We start from the raw sequence: 25,726 nt of genomic DNA on the forward strand, positions 1-25,726 counted from the left end.
GAGCGCCTCCCCGGACAGCGCCATGCCCAGCACCACCCCGGTCACCGGATTGAGCAGCCCGACCAGCCCCACCGTCGCCGCCGGCAGCCGCCGCAGCCCCGCGAACCAGGCGGCGAACGCCACCGCCGTCGCCACCACCGTCACGTACCCGAAGCCCAGCACCGCCCGCCCGTCCAGCACCGGCGGCGCGCCCTCCACCACCACCGCGCACGGCACCAGCAGCAGCCCGCCCGCCGTCAACTGCCAGGCGGTGGCCGAGAGTACGTCCACGCCGCCCGGCCGCCCGGCCCCGCCGCTCCACCGCTTGGCCAGCACATAGCCGAGCGAGGACATCCCCATCGCGCCCGCGGACGCCAGCACCCCGAGCCCGTCCACCGCGACCGACGCCGACAGCAGCATCAGCCCGACCCCGGCGGCCCCCACCGCCGCCCCGGCCAGATGCGCCACCCGCGGCCGCTCACCCACCAGCCCCCACGCGAACACCGCCATGACCAGCGGCGACAGCGCCATCACCACCGAGGCCAGACTCGTCGGCAGCCGCTGCGCCGCCACATAGACCAGCGCGAAGAACCCGCCCATGTTGAGCACGCCGAGGACCACCGAACGCCACCACCACACCCCGCGCGGCAGCTTCCGGCACACCGCCAGCAGCAGCGCCCCGGCGGGCAGCGCCCGGATCGCCGCCCCGTAGAGCGGATGGCCGTCCGGCAGGAACTCATGCGTCACGAAGTAGTTCGTCCCCCACGCCACCGGCGCGACGGCCGTCACCAGCACCCACCGCCCATTACCTTCCATGGAAGCCAAACTACCTTCCCAGGAAGCCATAAGCTCCCCCCATGCCCAAGAACCCACCGCCCCCGCCAGGCCCACCAGACCCACCGGACGCGTCGGCCGCACGAGAAGCCCCACCAGAGGCCCCCGCCGGAACACCCCCCGACCACATCTCCCGCATCCAAGCCGCCTGGGCCCGCGAGCGCCCGGACCTCGACGTCACCCCGCAGGCCGTCATCGGCCGCCTGCACCGCCTCGGCGCGCTGCTGACCGACCGCCTCTGCGTCGTGTACCGCCGCTACGGCCTGAGCGAGGGCGAGTTCGACGTCCTGGCCGCGCTGCGCCGGGCCGGCGCGCCGTACGAGCGGGCGCCCGGCGAACTGGCCGCGCACACCATGGTCACCACCGGCGCCATGACCAAGCGGATCGACCGGCTCGAACGCGACGGGCTGGTCACCCGCCGCCGCTCGGCCACCGACGGGCGCGGCCGGGTCGTCGCCCTCACCGACGCCGGACGCGACCTCATCGACCGCGCCTTCACCGACCACATGCGCAACGAACGCACCCTCCTCGACACCCTCACCCCCCAGGAGGCCACCCAACTGGAATCCCTCCTCACCACCTGGCTCTCCCGCGTCGAACCCCCGCACTCCACCCCCTGACCCCACCAACCCCACCCACCCCTCCCCCAACCGGGTGAAACCACCCACACCACGCACACCACCCCGCCAGAATCGAACGGGTGAGCGGTATCCTTCGGCTGTGGCTGACAAGCAGAAGACCTACGACTTCCCCCAGGACCTGCGGGAAGCACAGCTGGAGCTGCACCAGGTCCGGTCCGCCCTCGCGGACCTCTACAAGCGCCTCCCCTGGTCGGTCGAGCCGCAGCCCGGCTGGACCCACACCAAGGAGAACGGTCACTTCTACGAGACCGAGCGCCCCGAGTCCCCCGGCTGGACCGACGAGGAGCAGTCCGAGGTGGCCGCCCTCCGCGCCCGCCAGCTCGAACTCAGCGAACGCGTCGTCACCCACGCCTTCTGGTCCTCCTGCGACGACCCCCCGGCCGCCCGCTCCGCCCTCAAGCACCTCCACGACCAGGACGACGAAGCCGCGGAACGCCAGGCCCTGGGCGAGTGACCGCACCCCCTTGGCCGCCCCCGCGCATCACAAAGGCCCCCGCCCGGAATCTCCCGGTCAGGGGCCTTCAGTACGCGGAGGCTGTGGGATTTGAACCCACGGTGGCGTTGCCGCCACGTCAGTTTTCAAGACTGATCCCTTAGGCCGCTCGGGCAAGCCTCCCCGCGGCACCGGTGTGCGGTGTCGCGGGGATCAGACTAGCGCGTCACTTGTCGCCCGTGCGCTGTCCCAGGGTGACCTGGGTGGTGTGCTCCTTGCCGCCGCGCTTGAAGGTGAGGGTGACCCGGTCGCCGGGCTTGTGCTGCCAGATCTCGCTGATCAGGGTCGGGCCGCTGTCGATGACCGTGTCGTCGAGCTTGGTGATCGTGTCGCCGGGCTTCAGGCCCGCCTTGTCGGCCGGGCCGCCGGGGGTGACCGCGTCGGAGCCGTTGTTGCCGGTCTGGGCGATCGTCGCGCCGTCGCCGGACTCCCGCATGCCGACCTGGACCCCTATCTGCGGATAGATCGGCTGACCGGTCTTGATCAGGTCCTGCGCCACCCGCTTCGCCTGGTCGATCGGGATCGCGAAGCCCAGGCCGATGCTGCCGGCCTGGCCGGAGTCGCCGCCCAGCCCGCCGCCGTTGCCGGCCGACTGGATGGCGGAGTTGATGCCGATGACGTTGCCGCCGGCGTCCAGCAGCGGGCCGCCGGAGTTGCCCGGGTTTATCGACGCGTCCGTCTGGAGCGCGCTCATGTACGAGGCGCTGGCGCCGCCGCCGTCGCTGGAGGCCACCGGGCGGTCCTTGGCGCTGATGATGCCGGTGGTGACCGTGCCGGACAGGCCGAACGGCGCGCCGATCGCGATGGTGGCGTCGCCGACCTGGACGTTGGCGGACTTGCCGAGCGGGAGCGGGGTGAGCTTGGCGCCCGCGGCGTTCTTCAGCTTGATGACGGCGACGTCGTAGCCCTGGGCGTGGCCGATGACCTCGGCGTCGTACTTCTTGCCGTTGGAGAACGTCGCGGTGAGCCGGCCGCCGTCGGCGGCGCTGGCGACCACGTGGTTGTTGGTGAGGATGTGGCCCTGGGTGTCGTAGACGAAGCCGGTGCCCGTGCCGCCGTCGCCGCTCGCGCCCTGCGCCTCGATCGTCACGACGCTGGGCAGCGCCCGCTGCGCTATCCCGGAGACCGAGGTGGGCTTGCGGTTGAGCGCGCCGGGGTCGCCGGGGGCGGAGACCGTGGTGGAGGCGTTGTCGCTGCGGCCGGCGGCCCAGTAGCCGATCCCGCCGCCGACGCCGCCCGCGACCAGCGCGGCGACCAGCACCGCGGCGATCAGGCCGCCGCCGCGCTTCGGCCGGGCCGGGGGCTGGCCGGGCACGGCCCAGGGGTCGCCGCCGGCCGGAGGCGCGCCCCAGCCGCCGGACGGGCCGTGGCCCGCCGCGGCATACGGGCCGGGCGGCGGGGACGGCGGGAGCTGGCCCTGCGGGCCGGGGCCGTGCGGACCGGACGGGGCCGGGGGCAGCTGCTGGGTGTGGTCGTGGCCGGCCGGGGGCGCGGGGCGGGCGGGGTCCGGCTCGCCGGCCCGGGGCGCGTAGTCCGGCGGCGGGGGCGCGGCGGGCGGGGTGGGCTGAGTACGGTCGCCGGAGGCGGGCGCGGGGGCGCGGTCCGGCTGCGGTCCGGTCGGCGGCTCGGCCTCCGACGGAACGCCGGGTCCCTCGTTCTCGGTGCTCACAGCTCTCTCCTCAGTCAGCTCGCGTCGCGGCGGTGCCGGCCCGGAGACCGGTCTCCCGGTATTCCAGCATCCGGGATCCCGCGGTACTCCAGCATCCGCGATGCCGCCGCTCCGGGCGAGTCCCGGCACGGCCGGGGGTACGTCCTTCCGCGGGCGGCCGCCACCGGCCGGTACGCCACCCGGGCCCCTGGGGACGATCACCGCACAGCCTTCACCAGCTTTCCGCATGGCCTGTCAGAGCACCGTAAGCCGAAGCTGTGACATACGGCCCGCAGCGCGGCGCGCAGAGGCGGCCGGGGCCCGGATTTCCCCGGCGGGGCGGGGCCGCCGGATGGCACGATGACGCGGTGAGCTTCCCACGCCCCGCCCAGGAAGGCCGTCCGCACCGACCCGCCGTCGTGGCGCACCGCGGCGCCTCCGACGACGCCCCCGAGCACACCCTGGCCGCCTACCGCAAGGCGATCGAGGACGGCGCCGACGCCCTGGAGTGCGACGTCCGGATGACCGCGGACGGACACCTGGTCTGCGTCCACGACCGGCGGATCAACCGCACCTCCAACGGGCGCGGCGCGGTCTCCGCGCTGGAGCTGGCCGACCTCGCCGAGCTGGACTTCGGGTCCTGGAAGGAGTCGCTGGCCGACCGCGGCGTGCTCGCCGACCTGGCGCGGACCACCGGCCGGGCGGTGGACGCGGGCGAGGAGCCGGACCGCCAGCAGGAGAACACCGAGCGGACCTCCGTGCTCACCCTGGAGCGGCTGCTGGAGCTGGTCGCGGACGCGGACCGCCGGGTCGAGCTGGCCATCGAGACCAAGCACCCCACCCGCTGGGCCGGACAGGTGGAACAGCGCCTGGTCGAACTCCTCGCCCGCTTCGGCCACACCCGGCCGGCCGAGCGCCACGGGCCCCCGGCGGTCCGCGTGATGAGCTTCTCGGCCCGTTCGCTGCACCGCGTCCGGGCCGCCGCGCCGGACATCCCGGGCGTCTATCTGATGCAGTTCCTCACCCCCCGCCACCGGGACGGCCGGCTGCCGCCCGGGGTGCGGATCGCCGGCCCCGGGGTGCGGATCCTGCGCGCGCACCCGGAGTACGTCGCCAGGGCGCACCGGGCGGGCCACCAGGTCCACGTCTGGACGGTCAACGACCCGGCGGACGTGGAACTGTGCCGCGAGCTGGGCGTGGACGCCATCATTACGAACCGCCCCAAACAGGTACGAAGCCAACTCGGCGTCGACTAACGGGACCTCACAGGGCGTACCCCGGCGCATTCGACCCGTACGCATCGGTGTCGAGTGCGTCACTGCGTGCCGATTGGCCGGTTTCCGGTCCAGTCCATTGGGGCATCCATCCCGTGGCGTGGGGCAAAGGAGGTCTCGGGGGTGGCGTTGGTGGTGGCACAAGAGGTGCCGACGTCGTCGATCATGGCCGTACCCCATGGTCCGGCGGCAGTGGGCATGGCCAGGCGGCGCATGCGGGAAGAGCTGCTGACAAGGGGAGTTCAGGACACCGTCGTCGATGACGCGGTCCTGATCCTCTCGGAACTGCTGAGCAATGCCTGCCGCCACGCGCGTCCGATCTACGGCGACGGCCTGCCGGGCGCCCCCGACGCGTCGGTGCGGGCGGCCTGGCGCATCGACGGGCAGGGCCGGCTGATCGTCGCGGTGACGGACGGCGGCGGGCCGACCCGCCCGGTCCCCTCGACGCCCTCGGTCACCGCCCGCGGCGGCCGCGGTCTGGCGATCATCCGCTCGCTCGCCAAGGACTGGGGCGTGCGCGACAGCGCGCCCGGCGAGGTGACGGTCTGGGCCGCACTCTCCCTTCAAGGCGCGTTCGCTACGCGCGTGGACCTCGCCGCAGATCTCACGGCCGACCTGGTCACGGACCTGGCCGCCGGGCTGCCGCCGTCCCTGCGCACGACTCCGCGCGCCACCCCGGGGCGCCGCCCGCGCGGCGGTCCCGGCCGCAGCCGGAGCACGTCCGGGCGCCTGGCGCTGGCGGAGTTGGACGAGGTGCCGTAGGGCCGGGTCATCGGGTGTGACGCCGGGCCTGCCCGGCCCCCGCAGGCGTACGCCCGCCCCGGTGGCTACGCGCCGCCCCTACGCCGTTGCCTGCGGCGCCCGTTACGGCGTTGTCGGCGGCCTCGCGGGCCCCGGTCTCCTTTAGGCTCGCGCGGTACGTGTCCGCCCCCAGGATCGACCAGGAGACCCCGCCGCCATGGCCAAGAAGCGCCGTCCCCAGCCCCGGGCCGCAGCAGTACAGATCAAGGACGGTGAGGTGCCGGTCGTCGGCGCCCGCGAGCCGTGCCCGTGCGGTTCCGGCCGCCGGTACAAGGCGTGCCACGGCCGGCAGGCGGCGCAGGCCGCCATCGAGCTGGTGCGGCGCCCCTTCGAGGGCCTGCCCGGCGAATGCGACTGGGTCGCGCTGCGCGAGCTGGTGCCCGCCGCCACCGCCCCGCTGACGCTCAAGGGCGGCCTGCCCGACGGCGTCCCGTCCGTCACGCTGGCGACCGTGCTGCCGATGGCCTGGCCCGCGCTGCGCCGGGACAACGGCGCGGTGCTGATCGGCCTCCAGAACGACACCTCCTCCGGCGACCTCAGCCGCGACCTCGCCGACACCCTCCGGCGCGCCCTGACCACCGAACCGGGCCATCCGGTCGCCGCCGGGCGGGCCCCCGCCGACGGCCCCCGGCTCCAGGACGTGCTGGACCTGAGCGCGCCTTTTGAGCCGACCGTCCACACCGGCTTCGAGTTCTGGGTGGAGAACGCCGAGAACGCCACCGGCGAGGTCGCCGCCTCCCTGGAGCGGGCCAACGCCGCGGCCATCCCGACCGCCCGCATTCCGGGCCTGGAGGGCGCGTACTGGTGCGAGGCGCCCGAGAAGAACCACCTGCGCTGGGTCACCCCGCACCCCGAGGAGCAGCTGCTCGACGCGCTCGCCCGGCTGTCCGCCGCGGGCACCGCCGGGCTGGGCGAGGGCACCCGCCTGGTCGGGTCGTTCCGGGCGCACGGGCTGGTCGTTCCGGTGTGGGACCTGCCGTCCTCGATGCGCGCCGACGATGTCGCGGGCCCGGCCGCCGCGTTCGGCGAGCGGCTGGCCAAGGCGCTGGCCGAGGACGCGCCGCTGACCGCCGAGGAGCGCCGGGCCCGCGGCGGCCTCACCAACCGTCAGGTGACGCTGAGCTGACGGCGGCGACAGCCTCGTTCGTGGGCGTGACACCTGTCACAGCGGATCCGGACCCCTCAGGTACTTGCGGGTAAAACCACGTCCGGAAATCCACGATCGAATTTGCGAACCGCCGATCTCTTGTTACGGTTCTAAAAGCCCGGTCGCTGGTGCATCCCCCGTCGCCAGCGACCGGGCGCTTCCATGTCCGGGCGCGCCTTCGCTGGCCCCGCCCGGCGCCGCCCCGCCGCCGTCGCCGCGGCCGGGCCCGTACGGCCCCCAACTCCCGCCGCACCGCTTCCCCTTGGCCCCTTTGCGCGCCGGAGCACCGCCGTACCCCGAGCAGCGCGCGGCGGGCCGCCCGGCGGCCTTCCCCGCGCCGCCACGCGCCCCGTACGGCCGCAGCGCGGCAGACGGGCGGGATCGGGCGGCGAACCCCGCCCCAGCCGTGGCACCGCGTGCCGGAACGGCCGGGCGCCCGCGGGCCCCGGGGGCGCACACCCCCGTACGAGTGAACCGGCGAGGTGCGTTTTCCGGCCAGCCGCGGCCGGGCGCGGCGAGGTGCGGCCGACCCCTCGGCCGGCCGCGGCCGGCCGCACCCGAGCCCCGGAACGACAGCTCGGACCACCGGCTCAGTACGCGAGCCGGCTCCCGCCGTCCGGTGTCGCCGTGCTGGCCCGGACCAGCGCGTCCACGATGGTGGCCACCTTCGGCAGCCAGGGCGCGGCCGGTCCGGCGGCCGGCGGGCGCTCCCAGCGGACCTTGCCGGCGCCGGTCGGCGACGGCGGCAGCACCAGATAGCCGCCCTCACTGTGGAACCGCAGCGAACTGGGCACCCAGTCCTGCTCGCTGAGCAGTTCGCCCAACTCCGGGAGCCCGTACGGCGCCACCAGCAGCGACCAGCGGGTCGGGCCGGCGATCACCGGGCCGGTGCGGACGCCGAAGTGGTCCAGCGCGGTCAGCGCGCGGGACGCGGCGACGGCCGGCAGGCTCACCGCGCACGGCGCGCGGCCGCCGGTCGCCAGCACCACCGGCGCGTCCGGGCGGTTCGCCCACCACCAGCGCACCATCCGGGCGTCCGTGGTGGCCGCGAGCAGACCGGGGTCGAAGGGGTGCGCCCCGGGCACCACGCAGTCGGGGTCGGGGCAGTTGCAGCGGCGCGGCGCCCGTTCGCCGAGGCCGAGGCCGAGCCGGCCGCCGGCCGGCTGCCGCCCGGCGGGCCGCAGTCCGACGCCGGGGAGGACCGGCCACTGCCACTCGGTGGCGCAGTGGAGCGCCGCACCGAGCAGCGCCGACCTCCCGCCGCGCCGGAACAGGGGCTTGCGTCGCCTTCCGAGGATCTCGCGCATGAGCGCTCGTTCCTTTCCGTTACGCCGAGGGCTGGTCCTTTCGCACCGCGTGCCGGTGAGGAGCCACCGCTGGTGCGTGCCGTTCGCAACTGCCGTTGTGCTGCTCCGGGCCGGGCGGAGTGGTGCGTGGCCCGGTCGTGCGTCGGTGGCCGGCCGGCCTGGTGGTGCGGCCCGGAGGTCGTGCGCGCTCGATCACCACACGTGGTGACCCGGTCACCGCGTGTACGAGGCAGCGCATCACGCCGTACACCGGGCGTGGAACGTGGCGGAGGGTGGCGCGCGCATGGCGCTTGCGCTGGTGGTGCCGTCCCGCCACTCGGGAGTGCGTCGCGGTGGTCGCCGTATAGGACGCCGGTGCCCGCCGGAGAGTTCCGGTGCGGCCCCAACTGCCCTGGCACCTCTCCGAGTACGTACCCGCCACGGTGGATATGACGCGCTGCTGATCGCCGCCAGGAGACCTCAAATTGACGCTTGGGGGGCTGTTTTCAGGCCAATCTACAGACCTCGTTGACACCACAAACCCCACGGGGACAGTGCTGGACATCACATCACCGGTGCGTGTACATGTGGAGACGTTGATAGCGGAGCAGCATGACATGGGGGTTTGCGATGCTATTGAGGAACGTGAGCGGCCCGCAGTGCCGCACCACCTCACTCGACTCAACGCCGCACTCCCTGCCACATCGCGGCCTGACCTGGGGTTTTGCCGGGCGCGACGTGGGTTGTCGGCCATGAGCGCCCCGCACGTACCGAAAGTGGCTGGAATCGAACCAGCTCTTCCCGCTCCCGCGCACACTAACGACCCTCGTGTGACGCCCGCTTCCGCCGGCCCCGCCGCCGGCACCTCCGCTGACGGCCCATCCACCGCCGGCGCTCCCCAGGACGGCACCGGCCCCACCGCGCCGGGCACCGCCGCCGATCTCTCCCCCGTCGACCGCCTCGCCGCCGTACAGGACCGGCTGGCCGGCTGGATCTCCGATCTGAGCACCCTGCACGACCTCACCGAACAGCTCGCCCGCACCCGCACCTTGGACGACGCGCTGCGCGAACTGCTGCGGGCCGGCGCCTTCCTCGTCGGCGCCCGCCGCGGCCTGGTCGTCCTCGCCCCGCAGGACGGCCTCGGCCCCGAGACCACCGTCGGACTGGGCCTGGGCCACGCCGAGATCGGCCACATCGAGACCGTGCCGCGCCGCGCCCTGTCGTACGCGCGGATACTGGACGGCCTCCCCGAGCCCGGCGCGGGCGACGACGCCGCGGCCGAGGCCCGTACCGAGATCGCCGAGCCCGACATCCCCGGGGAGAAGGACCTCGACCCGCGGCTGCGCGAGGTCGCCGCCCGGCTCGGCTACGCCGCCAGCTACGCCGTACCGCTCACCGCCGGGCCGGCCGGCCGGATCGGCGCCGCGGTCTGGCTCTACGACGAGCCGGCCGAGCCCGCCGACCGCCGGCGCCACCTCGTCGGCCTCTACCGCGCGCACGCCGCCGAGCACCTCGCCGGACTCCTCGAACTCCACCGCAGCCGGCAGACCGCCCGCACCCTGCGGGAGGAGCTGCTGCCGCGCCGGCTGCCGCGCATCCCCGGCGTCCGGCTCGCGGTGCGGCACGCCACCGGGCCGCGCGGCGGCGGCGACTGGTACGACGCGCTGCCGCTGCCGGACGGGGCGCTGGGCCTGGCCGTGGGGTCGGTCACCGGCTCCGGGCCGAGCGCGGTGGCCGCGATGGGGCGGCTGCGGGCATCGCTGCGGGCCTACGCCGTGATGGAGGGCGAGGATCCGGTCGCGGTCCTCTCCGATCTGGAGCTGCTGATGCGGCTGACCGAGCCGGCCCGCAGCGCGACCGCGCTGTTCGCCTTCACCGAGCCGCCGCCGGGCGCGCCGGGCGGCCCGCCCGCGGCGCCGCTGCCGGGCGGGCCGGGCGGGCCGGCGCCGCGCAAGATGGTGCTGGCCGGGGCCGGGCACTGCCCGCCGCTGGTCCTGGGCGATCTGCGGGCGGAGTACGTGGAGACCTCGCTCTCCGCGCCGCTGGGCATGCTGGCCTGCTGGGAGGCGCCCAGCGTGGAGATCGAACCGGCGCCTGGCGAAACCGTCCTGCTGTACAGCGACGGGCTGCTGCACCGCACCGGTGAGCCGATGGACCGGGCCTTCGCCCGGCTGCACACCGCGGCGGCCGGCGTCCCCCGGGCGAGCCGGCGCGACCCGGAGGCGGTGGTGGACCACATCGTGCGGACGCTGCTGCCGCAGGGCCTCGATGACCCCTCCGCCGAGGAGGACGTCGTGCTACTGGCCGCCTACTTCGAGGAGTAACCGCAGGTCACAGCGGGTGGGCCGGGCGGCGCGGAGGTTTCTTGGCCGCGCCGCCCGCACGCCCGCGGCTTCCGGCCCCTGGACCGTTTTCCGTACGCACTTACGATGGAACCCGGTTCAGTCAGAAAAGCCTTAAAAGGAGGCACGGTGACCGACGAGCTCACTCCGGAGACCCCGGAAGAGGAAGAGCAGCCGATCAAGCAGCGCAAGAACGGCCTGTACCCGGGCGTATCGGACGAGCTCGCCGAGAACATGAAGAGCGGCTGGGCGGACACCGAGCTGCGCGGCCTGGCGCCCGTCGAGCAGGCGCCGCACGCCGCCCGCCGCCGCGCCGCGCTCTCCGCGCGCTTCCCCGGCGAGCGCCTGGTGATCCCCGCGGGCGTCCTGAAGACCCGGTCCAACGACACCGAGTACCCCTTCCGGGCCGCGACCGAGTACGTCTACCTCACCGGTGACCAGACCGACGGCAGCGTCCTCGTCCTGGAGCCGCGCGCGGACGGCGCGGAGGGGCACGACGCGACGCTCTACCGCCTCCCGCGCTCGGACCGCGAGAACGGCGAGTTCTGGCTGAACGGCATGGGCGAGCTGTGGGTCGGCCGCCGGCACAGCCTGGACGAGGCCGCGGCGCTGCTCGGCCTGGCCTGCCAGGACGTCCGCGAGCTGCCCGGCAAGCTCAAGGAGGCCACCGGCCCGGTGCGGGTCGTGCGCGGCCACGACAGCGCGATCGAGGAGGCCCTGCACGACAAGGTCACCGGCGAGCGCGATGAAGAGCTGCGGGTCTACCTCTCCGAGGCCCGGCTGGTGAAGGACGACTTCGAGATCGGCGAGCTGCAGAAGGCCGTCGACTCGACCGTCCGCGGCTTCGAGGACGTCGTCAAGGTCCTGGACAAGGCCGAGGCGACCAGCGAGCGCTACATCGAGGGCACGTTCTTCCTGCGCGCCCGGGTCGAGGGCAACGACGTCGGCTACGGCTCGATCTGCGCCGCCGGCCCGCACGCCACCACCCTGCACTGGGTCCGCAACGACGGCGCGGTCCGCTCCGGCGAGCTGCTGCTGCTGGACGCCGGCGTGGAGACCACCACCCTCTACACCGCCGACGTCACCCGCACCCTGCCGATCAACGGCCGGTACACCGACCTCCAGCGGAAGATCTACGACGCGGTGTACGAGGCCCAGGAGGCCGGTATCGCGGCGGTGAAGCCGGGCGCCGCGTACCGCGACTTCCACGACGCCGCCCAGCGGGTGCTCACCGAGAAGCTGGTGGAGTGGGGCCTGGTCGAGGGCCCCGTGGAGCGCGTCCTGGAGCTGGGCCTCCAGCGCCGCTGGACCCTGCACGGCACCGGCCACATGCTCGGCCTGGACGTCCACGACTGCGCCGCGGCCCGCACCGAGACGTACGTCAACGGCACGCTGGAGCCCGGCATGGTGCTCACCGTCGAGCCCGGCCTGTACTTCCAGGCGGACGATCTGACGGTGCCGGAGGAGTACCGCGGCATCGGCGTCCGGATCGAGGACGACATCCTCGTGACGGAGGACGGCTGCCGCAATCTGTCGGCCGCGCTGCCGCGCCGGTCGGACGAGGTCGAGGCGTGGATGGCGGGGCTGCTCGCCAAGTAGGCCCGCGCACGCGGACGGCGGCGGCGCGCCGGACGGGGGGTCAGTCCTCCTGGTCCGGCGCGCCGTTGCTGTTGTGGGGGCGGCGGCCGGGGGCGGGCGCTTCGGTGGCGTACGCGTACGCGCCCGCGCGGGCCGCGGCCCAGACGGCGGTGGCGGCGGAGTCGGCGAGGCCGGGCTCCACCGGGCGGCGGGCGATCAGGATGCGGTAGTAGAAGGGCGCGCCGAGCGCGGCCATCACCGCCTTGGGGTCGGTGTCGGCGGGGAGTTCGCCGCGGGCGACGGCGCGCCGGACCATCGCGCCGGCCAGGTCCAGCCGCTCGTCGAAGAAGTCCCGCAGCGCGGTGGCCGCCTGGGGGTCGCGGGCCGCGGCGGCCACCACCGCCTCGATCAGGCCGCGGGTCCGGGCGTCCCCGTAGAACCGCGCTATCGCGCGGGCCAGGGCGCGCAGGTCGCCGGGGAGCGTGCCGGTGTCCGGCAGCGGCACGTCGTTGCTCATGTCCGTCAGCAGCGCGCAGACCAGCTTGTCCACGCTGCGCCAGCGCCGGTAGAGCGTCGCCAGGTGGACGCCGGAGCGCTGGGCGACCCGTTCCATGGTGAGGGCGGCGAAGCCGTGTTCCCCCAACTCCTCGGAGACGGCGGCCAGTACGGCGCGGCGGGTGCGGGCGGTCCGTCCTCCGGGCCGGGTCTGTCCGGGGGCCTGGTGCACGGTCGTCACGGCGGCTCCGTCGCGGGGGTCGGCTGCGTATCGCAGCGCGGATTGCAGTGCAGGTTCCGGCCAAGTATTGTCCAGGACAGATTAACGCGAGCAACTTCGCGTTAATTGTGGTGCCGCGCTGGTCTCGCTGGTGAAGGGGACGCCGCGGGGGAGGTCCTCCCACCCCGAGACCGCGCTGGCCACCACTTCTTCGCAGCGAAAAGGGCGATTTCCAGCCAACTCCAGCCACCCTCTGTGATGTCCGGGTCGTCCCGGATCCGGCCCCGCTCCGCTCAGTGCGGGCCGTCAGCACCGGCCGTCTGCGCAGACCGCCAGCGCGGACCGTCAGCGCAGCCCGTGCTTCCGGGCCACCATCCGCTCCACCGCCGCACCGGGCAGCAGCCGCCGCAGCAGGAAGACCGCGGGGGCGTTGCTGCCGACCGCGTAGTGCGCCCGGGGCCGGGCGGCCGCGACCGCCCGCAGGACCGTGGCGGCGACCTTCTCCGGCGGGATGCCGCGCGCCTCGTTGGCGTCCAGGGCGGCCGCCATCGTCCGGTAACCGGGGGCGAACGGCGACCCCTCGGCCAGGTAGTGGGTGCGGCGGGCGCTGATCCCGGTGGCGATCGACCCCGGCTCGACGGTGCTGAGCGCCACCCCGTACGGCGCGACCTCCCGCCGGGCGGCGTCCGCGAAGCCCTTCAGCGCGGCCTTGGAGGCCACGTACGAGGAGCGGTACGCGAGCGGGAAGCTCGCCAGCATGGACCCGATCATCACCACCCGGCCGTAACCGCGCTCCCGCATCCCGGGCAGCAGCAGCTGGGTCAGGCGCACGGCACCGAAGACGTTCAGCTGGAACAGGCGGCGGACGGCCGCCATCGGCAGCTCCTCGAACGGGCCGCTCTGGCTCTCGCCGGCGTTGTTGACCAGCACGTCCACCGGGCCGGCGGCGGCCGCGCACGCCTCGATGGCGGCCTCGTCGGCGAGGTCGAGCGGGAGGTAGCGCACGCCGGGCACCGGGTCGGCGACCGCCACCGGGTCGCGGCTGGTGCCGAGGACCCGATAGCCGCGGGCCACCAGCGCCGCGGCCACGGCGGCCCCGATACCGGAGGAGGCGCCGGTGACCAGGGCGGCGGGGGTGGCGGGGACCGGGGCGGGCGTCACGCCAGGTCCCGGGCCAGCGCCCGCCCCGCCGCGCGGCCGGAGAAGATGCAGCCGCCCAGGAACGTCCCCTCCAGCGCGTTGTAGCCGTGCACCCCGCCGCCGCCGAAGCCGGCCGCCTCGCCGGCCGCGTACAGCCCGTCGAAGACCGTGCCGTCCGGCCGCACCACCTGCGAGTCCAGGGTGGTCTCCAGCCCGCCGAGCGTCTTACGGGTCAGCACGTGCAGCCGGACCGCGATCAGCGGACCGTGCGCCGGGTCGAGCAGCCGGTGCGGCCGGGCGACCCGGGTCAGTTTGTCCGGCCAGTACTGCCGGGCGTTGCGGATCGCCATCAGCTGGAGGTCCTTGGAATACGGGTGGGCCACCGCGCGGTCCCGGGCCAGCACCTCCCGCTCGACCTGCGCGTAATCCAGCGGAAGGGACGGTTCCAGGGCGTTCATCCCGGCGACCAGCTCGCGCAGGGTGCGGCGGACGACGAAGTCCTCGCCGCGGTCGAGGAACGCCTGGACCGGGCCGGGCGCGCCCTTCTTCACCCGCGACAGCGCGAGTTTGAGGTCCTTCCCCGTGATGTCCGGATTCTGCTCGGACCCGGAGAGCGCGAACTCCTTCTCCACGATGGAGCGGGTCAGGATGAACCAGGTGTGGTCGTGACCGGTGTGCGCGATGTGGCGCAGGGTGCCCAGGGTGTCGTGCCCGGGGAAGAGCGGTGCGGGCAGCCGGCGCCCGGTGGCGTCCAGCCACAGCGACGACGGGCCGGGGATGATCCGGATGGCGTGGTCCGGCCAGACGGGGTCCCAGTTCTTGATGCCCTCGGTGTAGTGCCACATCCGGTCGCGGTTGACCAGGGAGGCGCCGGCGCGTTCGGTGATCTCCAGCATCCGCCCGTCCACGTAGGCGGGCACCCCGGTGATCATCGAGGAGGGGGCCGGTCCGAGCCGCTCCGCGGGCCAGTTCTTGCGCACCAGCTCGTGGTTGCCGCCGATACCGCCGGAGGTCACCACCACGGCCTGCGCCCGGAGTTCGAACTCGCCCTCGCTCTCCCGGGACGAGGCCACCCCGCGCGGCAGGTCCGAGGGCGCCAGCGTGCGGCCGCGCACGCCGGTCACCGCGCCGTCCGCGACGATCAGTTCGTCGACCCGGTGCCGGTGCCGGAACTCCACCAGCCCGCGCGCGGCCGCGGCCCGTACCGGCTCGGCGAAGATCCGCACCACCTCGGGGCCGGTCCCCCACGTCAGGTGGAAGCGCGGGACGGAGTTGCCGTGCCCGCCCGCCAGGCCCGCGCCGCGCTCGGCCCAGCCGACGGTCGGGGTGAGCCGCAGCCCGAGCCCGTGGAGGTAGCCGCGCTTCTCACCGGCGGCGAAGTCCACGTAGGCGCGCGCCCACTGGCGCGGCCAGTGGTCCTCCCGTTCGCGGTCGAAACCGGCCGAATCCAGCCAGTCGGACAGCGCCAGCTCGGCCGAGTCCCGGATGCCGGCCCGCCGCTGCTCCGGGCTGTCCACCAGGAACAACCCGCCCAGCGACCAGAACGCCTGCCCGCCCAGGTTGGCCGCGCTCTCCTGGTCGACGACGATCACCCGCCGCCCGGCACGCGTCAGTTCATACGTCGCGACCAGGCCGGCCAGCCCGGCCCCGACGACGATCACATCGGCATCGTCACTCATGGGGAGCTCCTTCGGGGGTGGGGGTGAAGGGTGGGGCGTCGGTGAACGGGTCGGCGCAGGCGGACGGGCCTTGTGCGGTGCACGGCTCCGCGTCTGCGGCCGCTGGTGTGCTGTACGCATCCAACACCCGCGCGAACAGCTCCGCCCGGCGCCGCCGCACCTCCGTTGAGGCCGGCTCCAGCAGGACCTGCACGGCCGTACCGTCGTGCACGGCGACCAGCGCCTGCCCCAGCGCGGCCGGGTCCGGAACGGTCCGCCCGGCTCGTTCCAGCGCGGCCACCACGACCGGCAGCACGGTGTCCTGAACGGCCTGCTCGCGGGCGGCCACGACATGGCGGAGCGACGGATTCCGCAGCGCGTGCGCGGTGAACTCCGCGGTGATCCGGTACCACGCGTCATCCACCGGGACCGCCGCCAGCGCGGCCTGCACCGCCTCCCGCGGCGAGGCGGCCGGCACCCGCGCCAGCGCCGCCCGCAGATCGTCCAGCAGCCGCGCCGAACGCTCCTCCCACATGGCCAGGAAGAGCTCATCGAGCGAGACGAAATTCGAGTAGAACGCGCCCCGGGTGTACCCCGCCCGCTCGCAGACCTGCTCCACGGTCGTCCGCCCGAACCCGGTCTCGGCGAACACCTCCAGCGCCGCATCCAGCAACCGCCGCCGCGTCCGCCCCCGCCGCGCCGTCACCCGCTTCGCCCCACCACCCACACGGACCTCCCGGCCTCAGGCGACACCCGATGCCCGATACCCGGGCGGCCTCACCGATACACGAACGTATCCGATGCGTTCTTGTATCAACAAGGGTGCGGACGGGGCGGGGGGAGGGCGGATCCGATGGATCGCCTGCACAGACCGCTCGTCACCTGCCGTGCGCCTGCAACGGGCTTGTCAAATCGTCGAGTTCGCCGTGGTCATCTGGTGGGAACGCCAGGCTGATGCCGCGGCAAAGGTAGTTGGTTAAGGGGTGGGCCGCGGTGTCGCACTTCGATTCCTTCGAGTAAAGGACACGTCGTGCCCACTCCTGGTGTGTTGAGGATCTTCCTCCCTGCACTCTCGCTCCTGCCCCTGCTGCTGTTCGTCTTGCTGTCGGCGCCGGCGTGGGTTTGCTGGCCCTTCATGCCGGTACGAAGGCAAAGGGTCGTGATCGAGGTCTTGCAGAAGTTGATCGACTGGACGCGCACCTGCGCCAAGGGTCGATAGCCGCCGGAGGAAGTGAGGGAGGCGGGTGGCTGGAAACAGCCACCCGCCTCCGTTCAGATGCAGCGAGTCCCGTACGCGACGGGCGAGGGAAGCGGCGTTCGCCCCGGCGCGCCGCTCACCTATCCCACCGCAGCACGTTTTGGCAGGTCAAGGCCGATGGTTTCCCGGATCCACCCGGTCACGACGCCATCGGCAGGGCCGCGTCCTCGCGCCATTTGAGGATTTTGTCGAAGCTGACGACGGCGCCGTGGCGGCCGGGGCGGTTGCGGTACTGGACGTGGTCGGTGAGGGCCTCGATCAGAAAAAGCCCCCGGCCGTCCTCGGCGTATCCGGGGGCCTGCGCGGGGGCGGGTACGGGGGCCGGCGCGGGGGCGCGGTCCGGGGCGGGATGGGGAGGGGCGGCGGGGTGGAAGCCGGGGCCGGAGTCGGTGACCTCGATGCGGCAGGTGTCGCCGTCGATGTAGGCGGTGACGCGGTAGTCCTCGGAGGTGTCGCCGCCGTGCTCGACGGCGTTGGCGCAGGCTTCGGAGAGGGCGACCGAGAGGTCGTAGCAGATCTCGGGATCGACGCCGGCGGTCTCCATCGCGCCGAGCAGCAGGCGCCGGGCGAGCGGCACACTCGCGGCCTCACGCCGCAGATGGAGGGACCACCAGATGCTCATCGCTCCTGCCTCCTGGCCACGGCTCGACATATCGATACGTATTGCCGGGCCGCACGGTCCGTAAGCGTCTCCGGGACGTGATACCGCTCATTCGGCGGATGCGGAAAGTGAGCGCACAGGTGTAGGCGAGGTGCCGGGTGCGCGCCGCCGCGCGCCCGGCGCGGGACCCCGGACGCCCTGGCGGACGCCCCGTCCCCCGGTGCGCGCGGAGCCGGTGAAACCCTGCCGTAGGCGGCCAAGGGGGGCAGTGGGATGATGGCGGCCGCCATGACTGCCCCCTCCGTCCCCACAGCGCGCGCGGCCGCCGATCTGCGGCTGCTCCGGGCCGCGGTGTTCACCGCGGTCTGCGTCACGCTGTCCGCCGCCGGGCACATGGCCGCCTCGTTCGCCGCGGTACGGCTGTGGACGCTGGGCCTGGCCGCGGTCGCGGTGTTCGCGGTGGCGGCCCCGCTGGCCGGACGGGAACGCTCGCTCCCGGGGATCGCGGCCGGCCTGGCGGTCGGCCAGCTGGCGCTGCACGCGCTGTTCGCCATGGGCCAGCACCCGATGCCGGTGCTGCCGGCGCGGCCCGCCGGGCTCTCCGACCAGGCGGCGGTCGCGCTGGCCCGGCACCTGACCTGCGGGCTGGGCGGCGTACGGATGGACGCCGGGACGGCCCGGCAGCTGCTGGGGCCCGGCGGGGCGGACCTCGCCATGGACGCCGGGCTGACCGGCGCCGGCGGGCACCCGGGCGGCATGCCGATGATGGCGCACTGCCTGGCGCCGTCGCTGCCCATGCTGCTCGGGCATCTGCTCGCCGCGCTGGGCCTGGGCTGGCTGCTGCGGCGCGGTGAGGCCGCGCTGTGGCGGCTGGTGCGGCTGTCCGCGCCGGCGGCGGGCGAGCTCGCGGCGCGGGCGCGGGTCGGCGCGGTGCGACGGTCGCTGACGCTGCTCCGGGCGCTGCTGGCCGGTCTGGGCGCGGCCCAGGAGGAGGGGCGGCGCGCCCCTGCCGCCTACGGGGACGAGACCGCGCCGCGCGAACCGGCGCTCCACCACAGCGTCATCCGGCGCGGCCCGCCGGCGTACGGCCGGCCGGCCCTCGCCCTCGCGGCCTGACGCCACGCGCGGCACGTTCCCGCCCGGATACGGGAGGGGAGGCGGCGGCGCGGGCGGCGGTGCGCGCCGGGGCGGGTCGGCCCGTGTGCGTTCAGCGTTCAGCGTTCGCGTTCAGCCTGTTGCCGTTTGTTCTCCGTGCTTGCTTGCCGAGGGAATCCGGGGCCGGCCCTGGTGGTGTCCAGGGGCGTGTGTGCTCCGTAGGGGCCTGGGGTCCAGGGAGTCCTTGGTGGTGAGTGTGCGGGGGCCTCTTCTCGTGGAGTGTTTCCTCATGGTTCGTAAGTCTGTTAAGCCCCCTTCGTCTGCTTCGTCGGCGCCGTCCGGCGCGCGTCGGTTGGCGCGGCGGCTGCCCGTCGTCGGCGGGATCGCGGCCGGCAGTGTGCTGCTGCTGGCCGGTCCGGCGTTCGCGCATGTGACCGTGCAGCCGGGCACCGCGCCCAAGGGCGGGTTCGCGACCGTCGACATCAAGGTGCCCAACGAGCGCGACAACGCCTCGACGGTGAAGGTCGAGGTGTCGCTGCCGGCCGACCACCCGCTGGCGTCCGTCATGCCGCAGCCGGTGCCCGGCTGGAAGGTCGAGGTCACCAAGTCCAAGCTCGCCAAGCCGATCGAGATGGAGGGCGAGAAGATCACCGAGGCGCCCTCGACGGTCACCTGGACCGCGGACGGCGACGGCATCGCGCCGGGGCAGTTCCAGCAGTTCCCGCTCTCCGTCGGCCAGCTGCCCAGCGACACCGACCAGCTGGTCTTCAAGGCCCTCCAGACGTACTCCAACAAGGAGGTCGTGCGCTGGATCGAGCCGGCCAAGCCGGGCGGGCCGGAGCCGGAGAACCCGGCGCCGGTGCTCAAGCTGACCGCGGCCGACGCGCAGGACGGCGGCGCCAAGGGGGCCGGCGACGGCAAGAACGGCGCCAAGGACGGCAGCACCGCCGCCGCGGCACCCGCCAGTGACACCACGGCGCGGGTGCTGGCCATCGGCGGGATCGTCGTCGGCGTGATCGGCGTCGCGTTCGGCGTGCTCGCCGGGCGGCGGCGCAACGCCTGACCGGGCGCCCGTCGTCCGCCGGTGCGCAGGCCCGGCCCCGCGCACCGGCGGGCCGGACCCAGGGCCACTACGGCCCCGGACCGCTGCGGCCCCGCCCCGGCCGGAACCCGGCCCTTACGACCCGATACACCTGATACGCCCGCACATGAACCGGCCCCGCGCCATGAAACGCGCCATGAAACAACGGGACATATCCGTCATGCCTACTGCCATGCGTAGAAGAAAACTGCTGGTGTCCGCCCTGGGGGCGGCCGCCGCGCTCGGCCTCACCCTCACCGCCTGCGGCAGCGGCGGCGACGACGCCGACCAGCCCGCCGCCGTGGTCTCCGGGGGGACGGCGGCCAAGCCGATCGTCACCCTCGACAACCCGATGGAGAAGCCGGACCTGAGCCTGACCGACTCCGACGGCAAGCCCTACGACCTGCTGGAGAAGACCAAGGGCCACCCGACCCTGATCTACTTCGGCTACACCAACTGCCCGGACGTCTGCCCGACCACGATGGCGAACATCGCGGTGGCGGTGAAGCAGCTGCCCAAGGCCGAGCAGAACGACCTGCGGGTGGTCTTCGTGACCTCCGACCCGGAGCGCGACACCCCGGCCCAGCTCAAGAAGTGGCTCGGCGGTGTCGACCAGGACTTCGTGGGGCTCACCGGTCCGTTCAAGACCATCCAGCAGGCCGCGCGCAGCGTGAACATCGGCATCGAGGCGCCGGTCAAGAAGAAGAACGGCGACGTGGTCTCCACCCACGGCGCGCAGGTCCTGCTCAGCTCCCCCAAGGACGACAAGATCCACTGGATGGGCATGCAGGAAGCCACCTCCGACAACTACACCTCCGCACTTCCGAAGATCATCAAGGGACAGAACCCGTGAACCGCCGCACCACCCCCCGCGCCCCCTTCGCCCCGGCCACCCGCCGCACCGCCCTGGCCGCCGGCCTCGGTCTCGCCGCCGCCCTGACGCTGGCCGGCTGCGGCGGCAGCGCCTCCGGGAACGCCAAGGACGGCAAGGACGCCAAGGACGGCAAGCCGCAGCTCGCCGTCAGCGGCGCGTACATGCCGCAGCCGATCACCCAGCAGATGGCCGGCGCGTACTTCACCGTCAAGAACACCGGGTCCGCGGCCGACAAGCTGACCTCGGTGACCAGCGACCTGTCCAAGGACATCACCCTGCACAAGACCACCGGCAACAAGATGGAGCAGGTCGACTCCCTGCCGGTGCCCGCCAACGGGGAGCTGAAGCTGAGCGCCGGCGGCAACCACCTGATGTTCATGGACCTGTCGCGCAAGCCGGCCGCCGGCCAGACGGTCACCGTCGAGCTGCACTTCGCCACCGCCGCGCCCGTCAAGGTCGAGGTGCCGGTGAAGCCCGCCGACTACCGGCCGGCCGCGCACTAACGGGCCGCGCCCGCGCACCACGTGGACGGACCGCCCGCGGTCCCCTGAAGGAGACGGAAACCCTCATGCCGACGGGAAGGGGAGCGAACACCATGGCCCTCACCGGCTTCCGGCCGCTGCGGCTGCTGGTCGTCGCGGCGGTGCTCTTCGGCGCGCTGGCCGCGGGCGCCGCGCCGGCCGCCGCGCACGCCGCGCTGACCGGCAGCGACCCCGTGCAGGGCGCGGTGCTGGCGCACGCGCCCGAGCAGGTGGCGCTCACCTTCTCCGAGGGCGTGGCGATGGGCGACGACTCCCTGCGCGTCCTGGACCCGCACGGCAAACGGGTGGACCGCGGCAAGCTGCGCAACCTGTGCAGCGGCAGCGTCGTCAAGTACGGGGCGGGGCTGCCGCCCGGGCTGCCCAACGGGACGTACACCGTCGCCTGGCAGGCCATCTCGGCGGACAGCCATCCGGTGTCCGGCGCGTTCACCTTCTCCATCGGGGCGCCGTCCAAGACCACCGCGCCGCTGCCCCAACAGGAGGCGGGCGGTGGCCCGGTGGGCGCGCTCTACCAGGTCGCCCGCTATCTGGCGTACGCCGGCTACGCCCTGCTGGTGGGCGGGGCGGCGTTCGTCCTGGTCTGCCGGCCGGCCGCCTCCCGGGTGCGGTCGGTGCAGCGGCTGGTGGTCCGGGGGTGGGCGGTGCTCACCGGCGCCACGGTGGCGATGCTGCTGCTGCGCGCCCCGTACACCGGATCGGGGAAGCTCGCCGACGTCTTCGACCTCGGCGGGCTCCAGCAGGCGCTGCTGACCAAACCGGGCGCCGCGCTGGTCTCCCGGCTGCTGCTGCTCGCCGCGGCGGCGCTGTTCGTGGCGGTGCTCTTCGGGACGTACGCCCTGGCGCACGGGCCGGAGGAGGCCGGACGGGCCGACGCCGAGGGGGCCGGGGAGGACGCCAAGCGGCGCCGGGATCTCGGGCTCGGACTGGGGATCGGCGGCACGCTGGTGGCCGCCGGGCTCGCCGCGACCTGGGCGATGGCCGAACACGCCTCGACCGGGCTCCAGCCGGCCCTGGCCATGCCGGTCGACGTGCTGCACCTGCTCGCGGTCGCCGCGTGGCTGGGCGGGCTCGCGGCGCTGCTGGTGTCCCTCTACTGGGGCCCGCGGGTCGAACGGGCCGCGGTGCGGCGCTTCTCCCGGATGGCCTTCGGTTCGGTCCTCGTCCTGGTGGCCACCGGTACGTACCAGTCCTGGCGGCAGGTCGGCTCCTGGAGTGCCCTGACCGGCACCGCCTACGGGCGGCTGCTGCTGGTCAAGGTGGGCCTGGTGGTGGTCCTGGTGGCCGTCGCGGGGCTGTCCCGGCGGTGGACGGGGCGGCTGGCGGATGCCGGGGCGGTGCCCATGGGTACGGCGGAGGCGGACGCGGCCGAGCCGGAGGCGGACCCGGCGAGCGTCCGTACGGCGGTGCCGGCCACAGCCACCGAGCCGGCCACTGCCGCGACAGCGGAACCGGCCCCGGCAGCGGAGCCGACCCCGCCCCCGGAGGCCGCACCCCCCGCCCCGGACACCCCCGCCCCCGACCCCCTCCGCGCCGCCCAACTCGCCCGCCAGCAGGCCGCGTTGGCCACCGCGCGGAAGAAGCGGGTCCGGGACGCCGACCCGGTGCGGCGGGGGCTGCGCCGGTCCGTGCTGGCCGAGGCGTCGATCGCGGTGGTGCTGCTCGCGGTGACCACCGCCCTGACCACCACCGAACCGGCCCGCACCGAGGAGGCCGTCCGGGCCGCGTCGGCCGGGCAGTCCCCCGACGCCAACCAGCCGCGGGTGCTCACCGTCCCGTTCGACACCGGCGGCCAGGGCGGCCAGGGCACCGCCCGCCTGGACCTCGACCCCGGGCACAGCGGCGGCGGCAACGAGCTGCGGCTGCGGATCGCCGACCCCTCGGGCAAGGCCCGCGACGTACCCGAGGTGAAGGTGAGCTTCACCCTCGCCGCGAAGAAGCTGGGCCCGCTGCCGGTCGTCCTCCGGCACACCGGCGCCGGCCACTGGAGCGCGAGCGGCGTCCAGCTCCCGGTACCGGGGCGGTGGCAGCTCTCCCTGATGGTGCGCACCTCCGACTTCGACCAGGTGACCGAGACCAGGAACGTGACAATCAACTGATGAGCAAGCAGAAGGACCAGGACACCAGCAAGGAGACCGTCCCCGGCCCCAGGGGCGGCACGGAGAACGGCCGCCCCCCGGGGGACGCCCCCGCGCCCCTCCTGGAGGTCTCCCGCCGCCGCCTCCTGGGGACGGTCGGCGGGGCCGGGGCCGCCGGGCTGGTGCTCGGCGGGGCCGGCGGCGTGCTCGGCGCCACCGCCGCCCGGGGCGACGCCCCCGAGCCGCTGACCGCGATCGGCGCGACCGAGGTCGCGTTCCGGACGAAGGGCGCCAAGCACCAGGCGGGCATCACCACCCCGCTCCAGGCCCGCGGCCACCTCGTCGCGTTCGACCTGGCGCCCGGCGCCGGCCGCAAGGAGGCCGCCGCCCTGCTGCGCCGCTGGTCTCGTACGGCCGAGGAGCTGATGGCCGGGCGGGCCCCGGACGCCGACACGGCGGTGGCGCTGGACGCCGGCCCGTCCTCGCTGACCGTCACCTTCGGCCTGGGCCGCAGCTTCTTCGACCGGACCGGGCTGGCCGCCCGCCGCCCGGTCCAGCTCGACCCGCTGCCGGACTTCTCCGCCGACGCCCTCGACCCCCGGCGCAGCGAAGGCGACCTGTGGGTCCAGATCGGCGCCGACGACGCGCTGGTCGCCTTCCACGCCCTGCGCGCGCTCCAGAAGGAGGCCGCGGACACCGCCCGGCTGCGCTGGCAGATGAACGGCTTCAACCGCACCCCGGGCGCCACCGCGCACCCGATGACCGCCCGCAACCTCATGGGCCAGATCGACGGCACCAACAACCCCAAACCGTCCGACCCGGACTTCGACCGGCGGATCTTCGTCGGCCCGGAGGCGGCGCAGGAGTGGATGCGCGGCGGTTCGTACGCCGTGGTGCGCCGGATCCGGATGCTGCTGGACGACTGGGAGAAGCGGTCCCGCACCGAGCAGGAGCGGGTCATAGGGCGGCGCAAGGACACCGGCGCCCCGCTGACCGGCGGCACCGAGAACACCCCGATGAAGCTGGACGCCACCGGACCCGACGGCCTCCCGGTCATCCCGGCGAACGCGCACGCCCGGATCGCCGCCCCGGCGGCCAACCAGGGCGCGGCGATGCTGCGCCGCCCGTTCTCCTACCACGACGGCTACCGGGACGACGGGGCGCCGGACGCCGGGCTGCTCTTCATCTGCTGGCAGGCCGATCCGCTGCGGGCCTTCACCCAGATCCAGCGGAAACTGGACCGCGGGGACGCGCTCTCGCCGTTCCTGCGCCACGAGGCCAGCGGCCTGTACGCGGTGCCGCCGGCCCCGTCGCCCGGGGACTACGTGGCCCAGCCGCTGCTGGAGGGCTGACCGGCCCGGTACGGACCCGCGGCCACCGGGCCGGTACCGCCCCTGTCCCCCGGGCCGGTACCGCCCCGTGGACGGCGCCACCGGCCGCCGGGCCGCTCGGTATCGTGGCAGGGCAGGGCGGAATTCGGCGGGATGCTCCCGCAGGCACGTGAGGGAGTCCACTCCATGTCGGCCAGTCGCTATACGTATCTCGGTCCCGCGGGCACGTTCACGGAGGCGGCGCTGCGCACCCTCCCGGAGGCGGCCACCCGCGAGCTGGTGCCCATGGTGTCGGTCCCGGCCGCGCTGGACGCCGTACGGGCCGGGGAGGCCGCCGCGGCGCTGGTGCCGATCGAGAACTCCGTCGAGGGCGGGGTCACCACCACCCTCGACGAACTGGCCTCCGGCGAGCCGCTGATGATCTACCGCGAGGTGCTGCTGCCGATCGCCTTCGCGCTGCTGGTCCGGCCCGGTACGGAGCTGGCGGACGTGAAGACCGTGACCGGCCACCCGGTCGCCCAGCCGCAGGTCCGCAAGTGGCTCGCGGCCCAACTCCCCAATGCCGTCTGGGAGTCCGCGGCGTCCAACGCCGACGGCGCGCGGCTGGTGCAGGAGGGCCGCTACGACGGCGCGTTCGCCGGGGAGTTCGCGGCGGCCACGTACGGGCTCACGCCGCTGGTCACCGACATCCACGACGCGCAGAACGCCGCCACCCGCTTCGTACTGGTCGGCCGCCCGGCCCGGCCCGCGGCGCCCACCGGGGCGGACAAGACCTCGGTGGTGCTGTGGCTGGCCGCCGACCACCCCGGCGCGCTGCTGGAGCTGCTCCAGGAGTACGCGGTGCGCGGGGTCAGCATGATGCGGATCGAGTCCCGGCCCACGGGCGAGGGCATCGGCCGCTACTGCTTCTCGGTGGACTGCGAGGGCCATGTCACCGACCGGCGGGTGGGCGAGGTCCTGATGGGGCTGAAGCGGGTCTGCCGCGATGTGCGGTTCCTCGGCTCGTATCCGCGGGCGGACGCGGTGGGGGCGACGGTGCGGCCACAGGTGACCGACGCGGCGTTCAGCGAGGCGTCCGACTGGCTGGCGCGCTGCCTCGACGGGCGGGGCTGACCGGCCGGCCCGGCGCTGCCCTTCGGGTTACGGGCTGTGACCTGCGTCTTCGGCGGGAGCCGGGACGCCGCTCCGGCGCGCCCGGCCGGCGGCCCCCGCGGTTGTCCACAAAGTTATCCACAGGCTCGCTTCTCGACCTGTGGGTAAGTCGACATGAGGGCCGCGGGAGAGTCGGACAGAGTCGACATATCTCCCTAGAGATCCCAGATCCGTCCACAGT

General features: G+C 74.3%; 22 protein-coding genes and 1 tRNA gene. 14 read left to right on the forward strand and 9 right to left on the reverse strand.

Annotation, left to right across the window (positions count from 1 at the left end):
* The coding region (locus ADL22_RS14905; RefSeq protein ID WP_066978700.1) for a DMT family transporter at positions 1-795 on the reverse strand (795 nt) is incomplete at its 3' end.
* Positions 796-941: 146 nt separating this feature from the next.
* On the opposite strand from ADL22_RS14905, the gene ADL22_RS14910 reads away from it, so the two are divergent.
* Both ADL22_RS14910 and ADL22_RS14915 read left to right on the forward strand, forming a co-directional pair.
* Complete coding sequence (locus ADL22_RS14910; protein ID WP_066978703.1) at positions 942-1,433, forward strand: MarR family winged helix-turn-helix transcriptional regulator; 492 nt, start codon at positions 942-944, stop codon at positions 1,431-1,433.
* 100 nt (positions 1,434-1,533) lie between these two features.
* Positions 1,534-1,908 (forward strand): hypothetical protein, encoded by a 375-nt coding sequence (locus ADL22_RS14915; protein ID WP_066978536.1) that lies wholly within the window; start codon positions 1,534-1,536, stop codon positions 1,906-1,908.
* A 75-nt stretch (positions 1,909-1,983) separates the two neighbouring features.
* Here the strand turns inward: ADL22_RS14915 and ADL22_RS14920 are convergent.
* Together ADL22_RS14920 and ADL22_RS14925 are read right to left on the reverse strand one after the other, a co-directional pair.
* Positions 1,984-2,070 (reverse strand) — tRNA-Ser (locus ADL22_RS14920).
* Positions 2,071-2,113: 43 nt separating this feature from the next.
* Positions 2,114-3,616, reverse strand: a complete 1,503-nt coding sequence (locus ADL22_RS14925) for a S1C family serine protease (protein ID WP_066978539.1) — start codon at positions 3,614-3,616, stop codon at positions 2,114-2,116.
* A gap of 347 nt (positions 3,617-3,963) precedes the next feature.
* Between ADL22_RS14925 and ADL22_RS14930 the strand changes: the two genes are divergently transcribed.
* The 3 genes from ADL22_RS14930 (at position 3,964) to ADL22_RS14940 (ending at position 6,796) form a co-directional block, all read left to right on the forward strand.
* Positions 3,964-4,851, forward strand: a complete 888-nt coding sequence (locus tag ADL22_RS14930; RefSeq protein WP_066978542.1) for a glycerophosphodiester phosphodiesterase — start codon at positions 3,964-3,966, stop codon at positions 4,849-4,851.
* A 54-nt stretch (positions 4,852-4,905) separates the two neighbouring features.
* Positions 4,906-5,631, forward strand: a complete 726-nt coding sequence (locus tag ADL22_RS33935; protein WP_079064136.1) for an ATP-binding protein — start codon at positions 4,906-4,908, stop codon at positions 5,629-5,631.
* Between the two features lie 196 nt (positions 5,632-5,827).
* Positions 5,828-6,796: a DUF5926 family protein gene (locus ADL22_RS14940; protein ID WP_066978545.1), complete on the forward strand. Its 969-nt coding sequence runs from the start codon at positions 5,828-5,830 to the stop codon at positions 6,794-6,796.
* Positions 6,797-7,407: 611 nt separating this feature from the next.
* Here ADL22_RS14940 and ADL22_RS14945 read toward each other — a convergent pair.
* The gene (locus ADL22_RS14945; protein WP_066978548.1) at positions 7,408-8,124 is read right to left on the reverse strand and encodes a bifunctional DNA primase/polymerase; all 717 of its coding nucleotides are present in this window, start codon (positions 8,122-8,124) and stop codon (positions 7,408-7,410) included.
* A 755-nt stretch (positions 8,125-8,879) separates the two neighbouring features.
* Between ADL22_RS14945 and ADL22_RS14950 the strand changes: the two genes are divergently transcribed.
* Positions 8,880-10,427, forward strand: a complete 1,548-nt coding sequence (locus tag ADL22_RS14950; RefSeq protein ID WP_079064137.1) for a PP2C family protein-serine/threonine phosphatase — start codon at positions 8,880-8,882, stop codon at positions 10,425-10,427.
* 147 nt (positions 10,428-10,574) lie between these two features.
* Positions 10,575-12,044: an aminopeptidase P family protein gene (locus ADL22_RS14955; RefSeq protein WP_066978556.1), complete on the forward strand. Its 1,470-nt coding sequence runs from the start codon at positions 10,575-10,577 to the stop codon at positions 12,042-12,044.
* A 40-nt stretch (positions 12,045-12,084) separates the two neighbouring features.
* On the opposite strand, the gene ADL22_RS14960 is transcribed toward ADL22_RS14955, so the two are convergent.
* The 5 genes from ADL22_RS14960 to ADL22_RS14980 all read right to left on the reverse strand — a co-directional run bounded on the left by ADL22_RS14960 (position 12,085) and on the right by ADL22_RS14980 (position 17,416).
* Positions 12,085-12,759, reverse strand: coding sequence for a TetR/AcrR family transcriptional regulator (locus ADL22_RS14960; RefSeq protein ID WP_066978558.1), 675 nt, complete (start codon positions 12,757-12,759; stop codon positions 12,085-12,087).
* A 324-nt stretch (positions 12,760-13,083) separates the two neighbouring features.
* The gene (locus ADL22_RS14965) at positions 13,084-13,899 is read right to left on the reverse strand and encodes an SDR family NAD(P)-dependent oxidoreductase (RefSeq protein ID WP_066978562.1); all 816 of its coding nucleotides are present in this window, start codon (positions 13,897-13,899) and stop codon (positions 13,084-13,086) included.
* A complete protein-coding gene (locus ADL22_RS14970; protein WP_066978565.1) occupies positions 13,896-15,557 on the reverse strand; it encodes an FAD-binding dehydrogenase in 1,662 nt (553 codons plus the stop codon). The genes ADL22_RS14965 and ADL22_RS14970 overlap by 4 nt, the downstream gene beginning before the upstream one ends.
* Positions 15,550-16,263, reverse strand: coding sequence for a TetR/AcrR family transcriptional regulator (locus ADL22_RS14975; RefSeq protein WP_199836305.1), 714 nt, complete (start codon positions 16,261-16,263; stop codon positions 15,550-15,552). The genes ADL22_RS14970 and ADL22_RS14975 overlap by 8 nt, the downstream gene beginning before the upstream one ends.
* A gap of 670 nt (positions 16,264-16,933) precedes the next feature.
* Complete coding sequence (locus ADL22_RS14980; protein WP_066978568.1) at positions 16,934-17,416, reverse strand: ATP-binding protein; 483 nt, start codon at positions 17,414-17,416, stop codon at positions 16,934-16,936.
* Positions 17,417-17,683: 267 nt separating this feature from the next.
* Between ADL22_RS14980 and ADL22_RS14985 the strand changes: the two genes are divergently transcribed.
* From ADL22_RS14985 to pheA, 7 genes are all read left to right on the forward strand, one after another.
* Positions 17,684-18,511 carry a hypothetical protein gene (locus ADL22_RS14985; RefSeq protein ID WP_066978706.1) on the forward strand — a complete coding sequence of 276 codons (828 nt, stop codon included), beginning with the start codon at positions 17,684-17,686 and terminating at the stop codon, positions 18,509-18,511.
* 268 nt (positions 18,512-18,779) lie between these two features.
* Positions 18,780-19,553 (forward strand): YcnI family protein, encoded by a 774-nt coding sequence (locus ADL22_RS14990; protein ID WP_079064140.1) that lies wholly within the window; start codon positions 18,780-18,782, stop codon positions 19,551-19,553.
* A 211-nt stretch (positions 19,554-19,764) separates the two neighbouring features.
* A complete protein-coding gene (locus ADL22_RS14995; RefSeq protein WP_066978575.1) occupies positions 19,765-20,424 on the forward strand; it encodes an SCO family protein in 660 nt (219 codons plus the stop codon).
* On the forward strand, positions 20,421-20,948 hold the full coding sequence (locus ADL22_RS15000) for a copper chaperone PCu(A)C (RefSeq protein WP_066978578.1): 528 nt from the start codon (positions 20,421-20,423) through the stop codon (positions 20,946-20,948). The genes ADL22_RS14995 and ADL22_RS15000 overlap by 4 nt, the downstream gene beginning before the upstream one ends.
* Positions 20,949-21,040: 92 nt before the next feature.
* Positions 21,041-23,083, forward strand: a complete 2,043-nt coding sequence (locus ADL22_RS15005; RefSeq protein ID WP_066978581.1) for a copper resistance protein CopC — start codon at positions 21,041-21,043, stop codon at positions 23,081-23,083.
* Positions 23,083-24,414 carry an iron uptake transporter deferrochelatase/peroxidase subunit gene (gene efeB / locus ADL22_RS15010; RefSeq protein ID WP_066978585.1) on the forward strand — a complete coding sequence of 444 codons (1,332 nt, stop codon included), beginning with the start codon at positions 23,083-23,085 and terminating at the stop codon, positions 24,412-24,414. The genes ADL22_RS15005 and efeB overlap by 1 nt, the downstream gene beginning before the upstream one ends.
* A 165-nt stretch (positions 24,415-24,579) precedes the next feature.
* Positions 24,580-25,506 (forward strand): prephenate dehydratase, encoded by a 927-nt coding sequence (gene pheA / locus ADL22_RS15015; RefSeq protein ID WP_066978588.1) that lies wholly within the window; start codon positions 24,580-24,582, stop codon positions 25,504-25,506.
* Positions 25,507-25,726: the final 220 nt, after the last annotated feature.

Origin of the sequence: Streptomyces sp. NRRL F-4489 (genome assembly GCF_001509485.1) — a bacterium.
GTDB lineage: Bacteria > Actinomycetota > Actinomycetes > Streptomycetales > Streptomycetaceae > Streptomyces.

Excerpts from the sequence above, each read along its gene's own strand:
- ADL22_RS14940 (WP_066978545.1), top strand. The coding sequence starts at position 5,828 with ATGGCCAAGAAGCGCCGTCCCCAGCCCCGGGCCGCAGCAGTACAGATC.
- ADL22_RS14945 (WP_066978548.1), bottom strand. The coding sequence starts at position 8,124 with ATGCGCGAGATCCTCGGAAGGCGACGCAAGCCCCTGTTCCGGCGCGGC.
- ADL22_RS14970 (WP_066978565.1), bottom strand. The coding sequence starts at position 15,557 with ATGAGTGACGATGCCGATGTGATCGTCGTCGGGGCCGGGCTGGCCGGC.
- ADL22_RS14980 (WP_066978568.1), bottom strand. The coding sequence starts at position 17,416 with ATGAGCATCTGGTGGTCCCTCCATCTGCGGCGTGAGGCCGCGAGTGTG.
- ADL22_RS14985 (WP_066978706.1), top strand. The coding sequence starts at position 17,684 with ATGACTGCCCCCTCCGTCCCCACAGCGCGCGCGGCCGCCGATCTGCGG.
- ADL22_RS14990 (WP_079064140.1), top strand. The coding sequence starts at position 18,780 with ATGGTTCGTAAGTCTGTTAAGCCCCCTTCGTCTGCTTCGTCGGCGCCG.
- ADL22_RS14995 (WP_066978575.1), top strand. The coding sequence starts at position 19,765 with ATGCGTAGAAGAAAACTGCTGGTGTCCGCCCTGGGGGCGGCCGCCGCG.
- ADL22_RS15005 (WP_066978581.1), top strand. The coding sequence starts at position 21,041 with ATGGCCCTCACCGGCTTCCGGCCGCTGCGGCTGCTGGTCGTCGCGGCG.
- efeB (WP_066978585.1), top strand. The coding sequence starts at position 23,083 with ATGAGCAAGCAGAAGGACCAGGACACCAGCAAGGAGACCGTCCCCGGC.
- pheA (WP_066978588.1), top strand. The coding sequence starts at position 24,580 with ATGTCGGCCAGTCGCTATACGTATCTCGGTCCCGCGGGCACGTTCACG.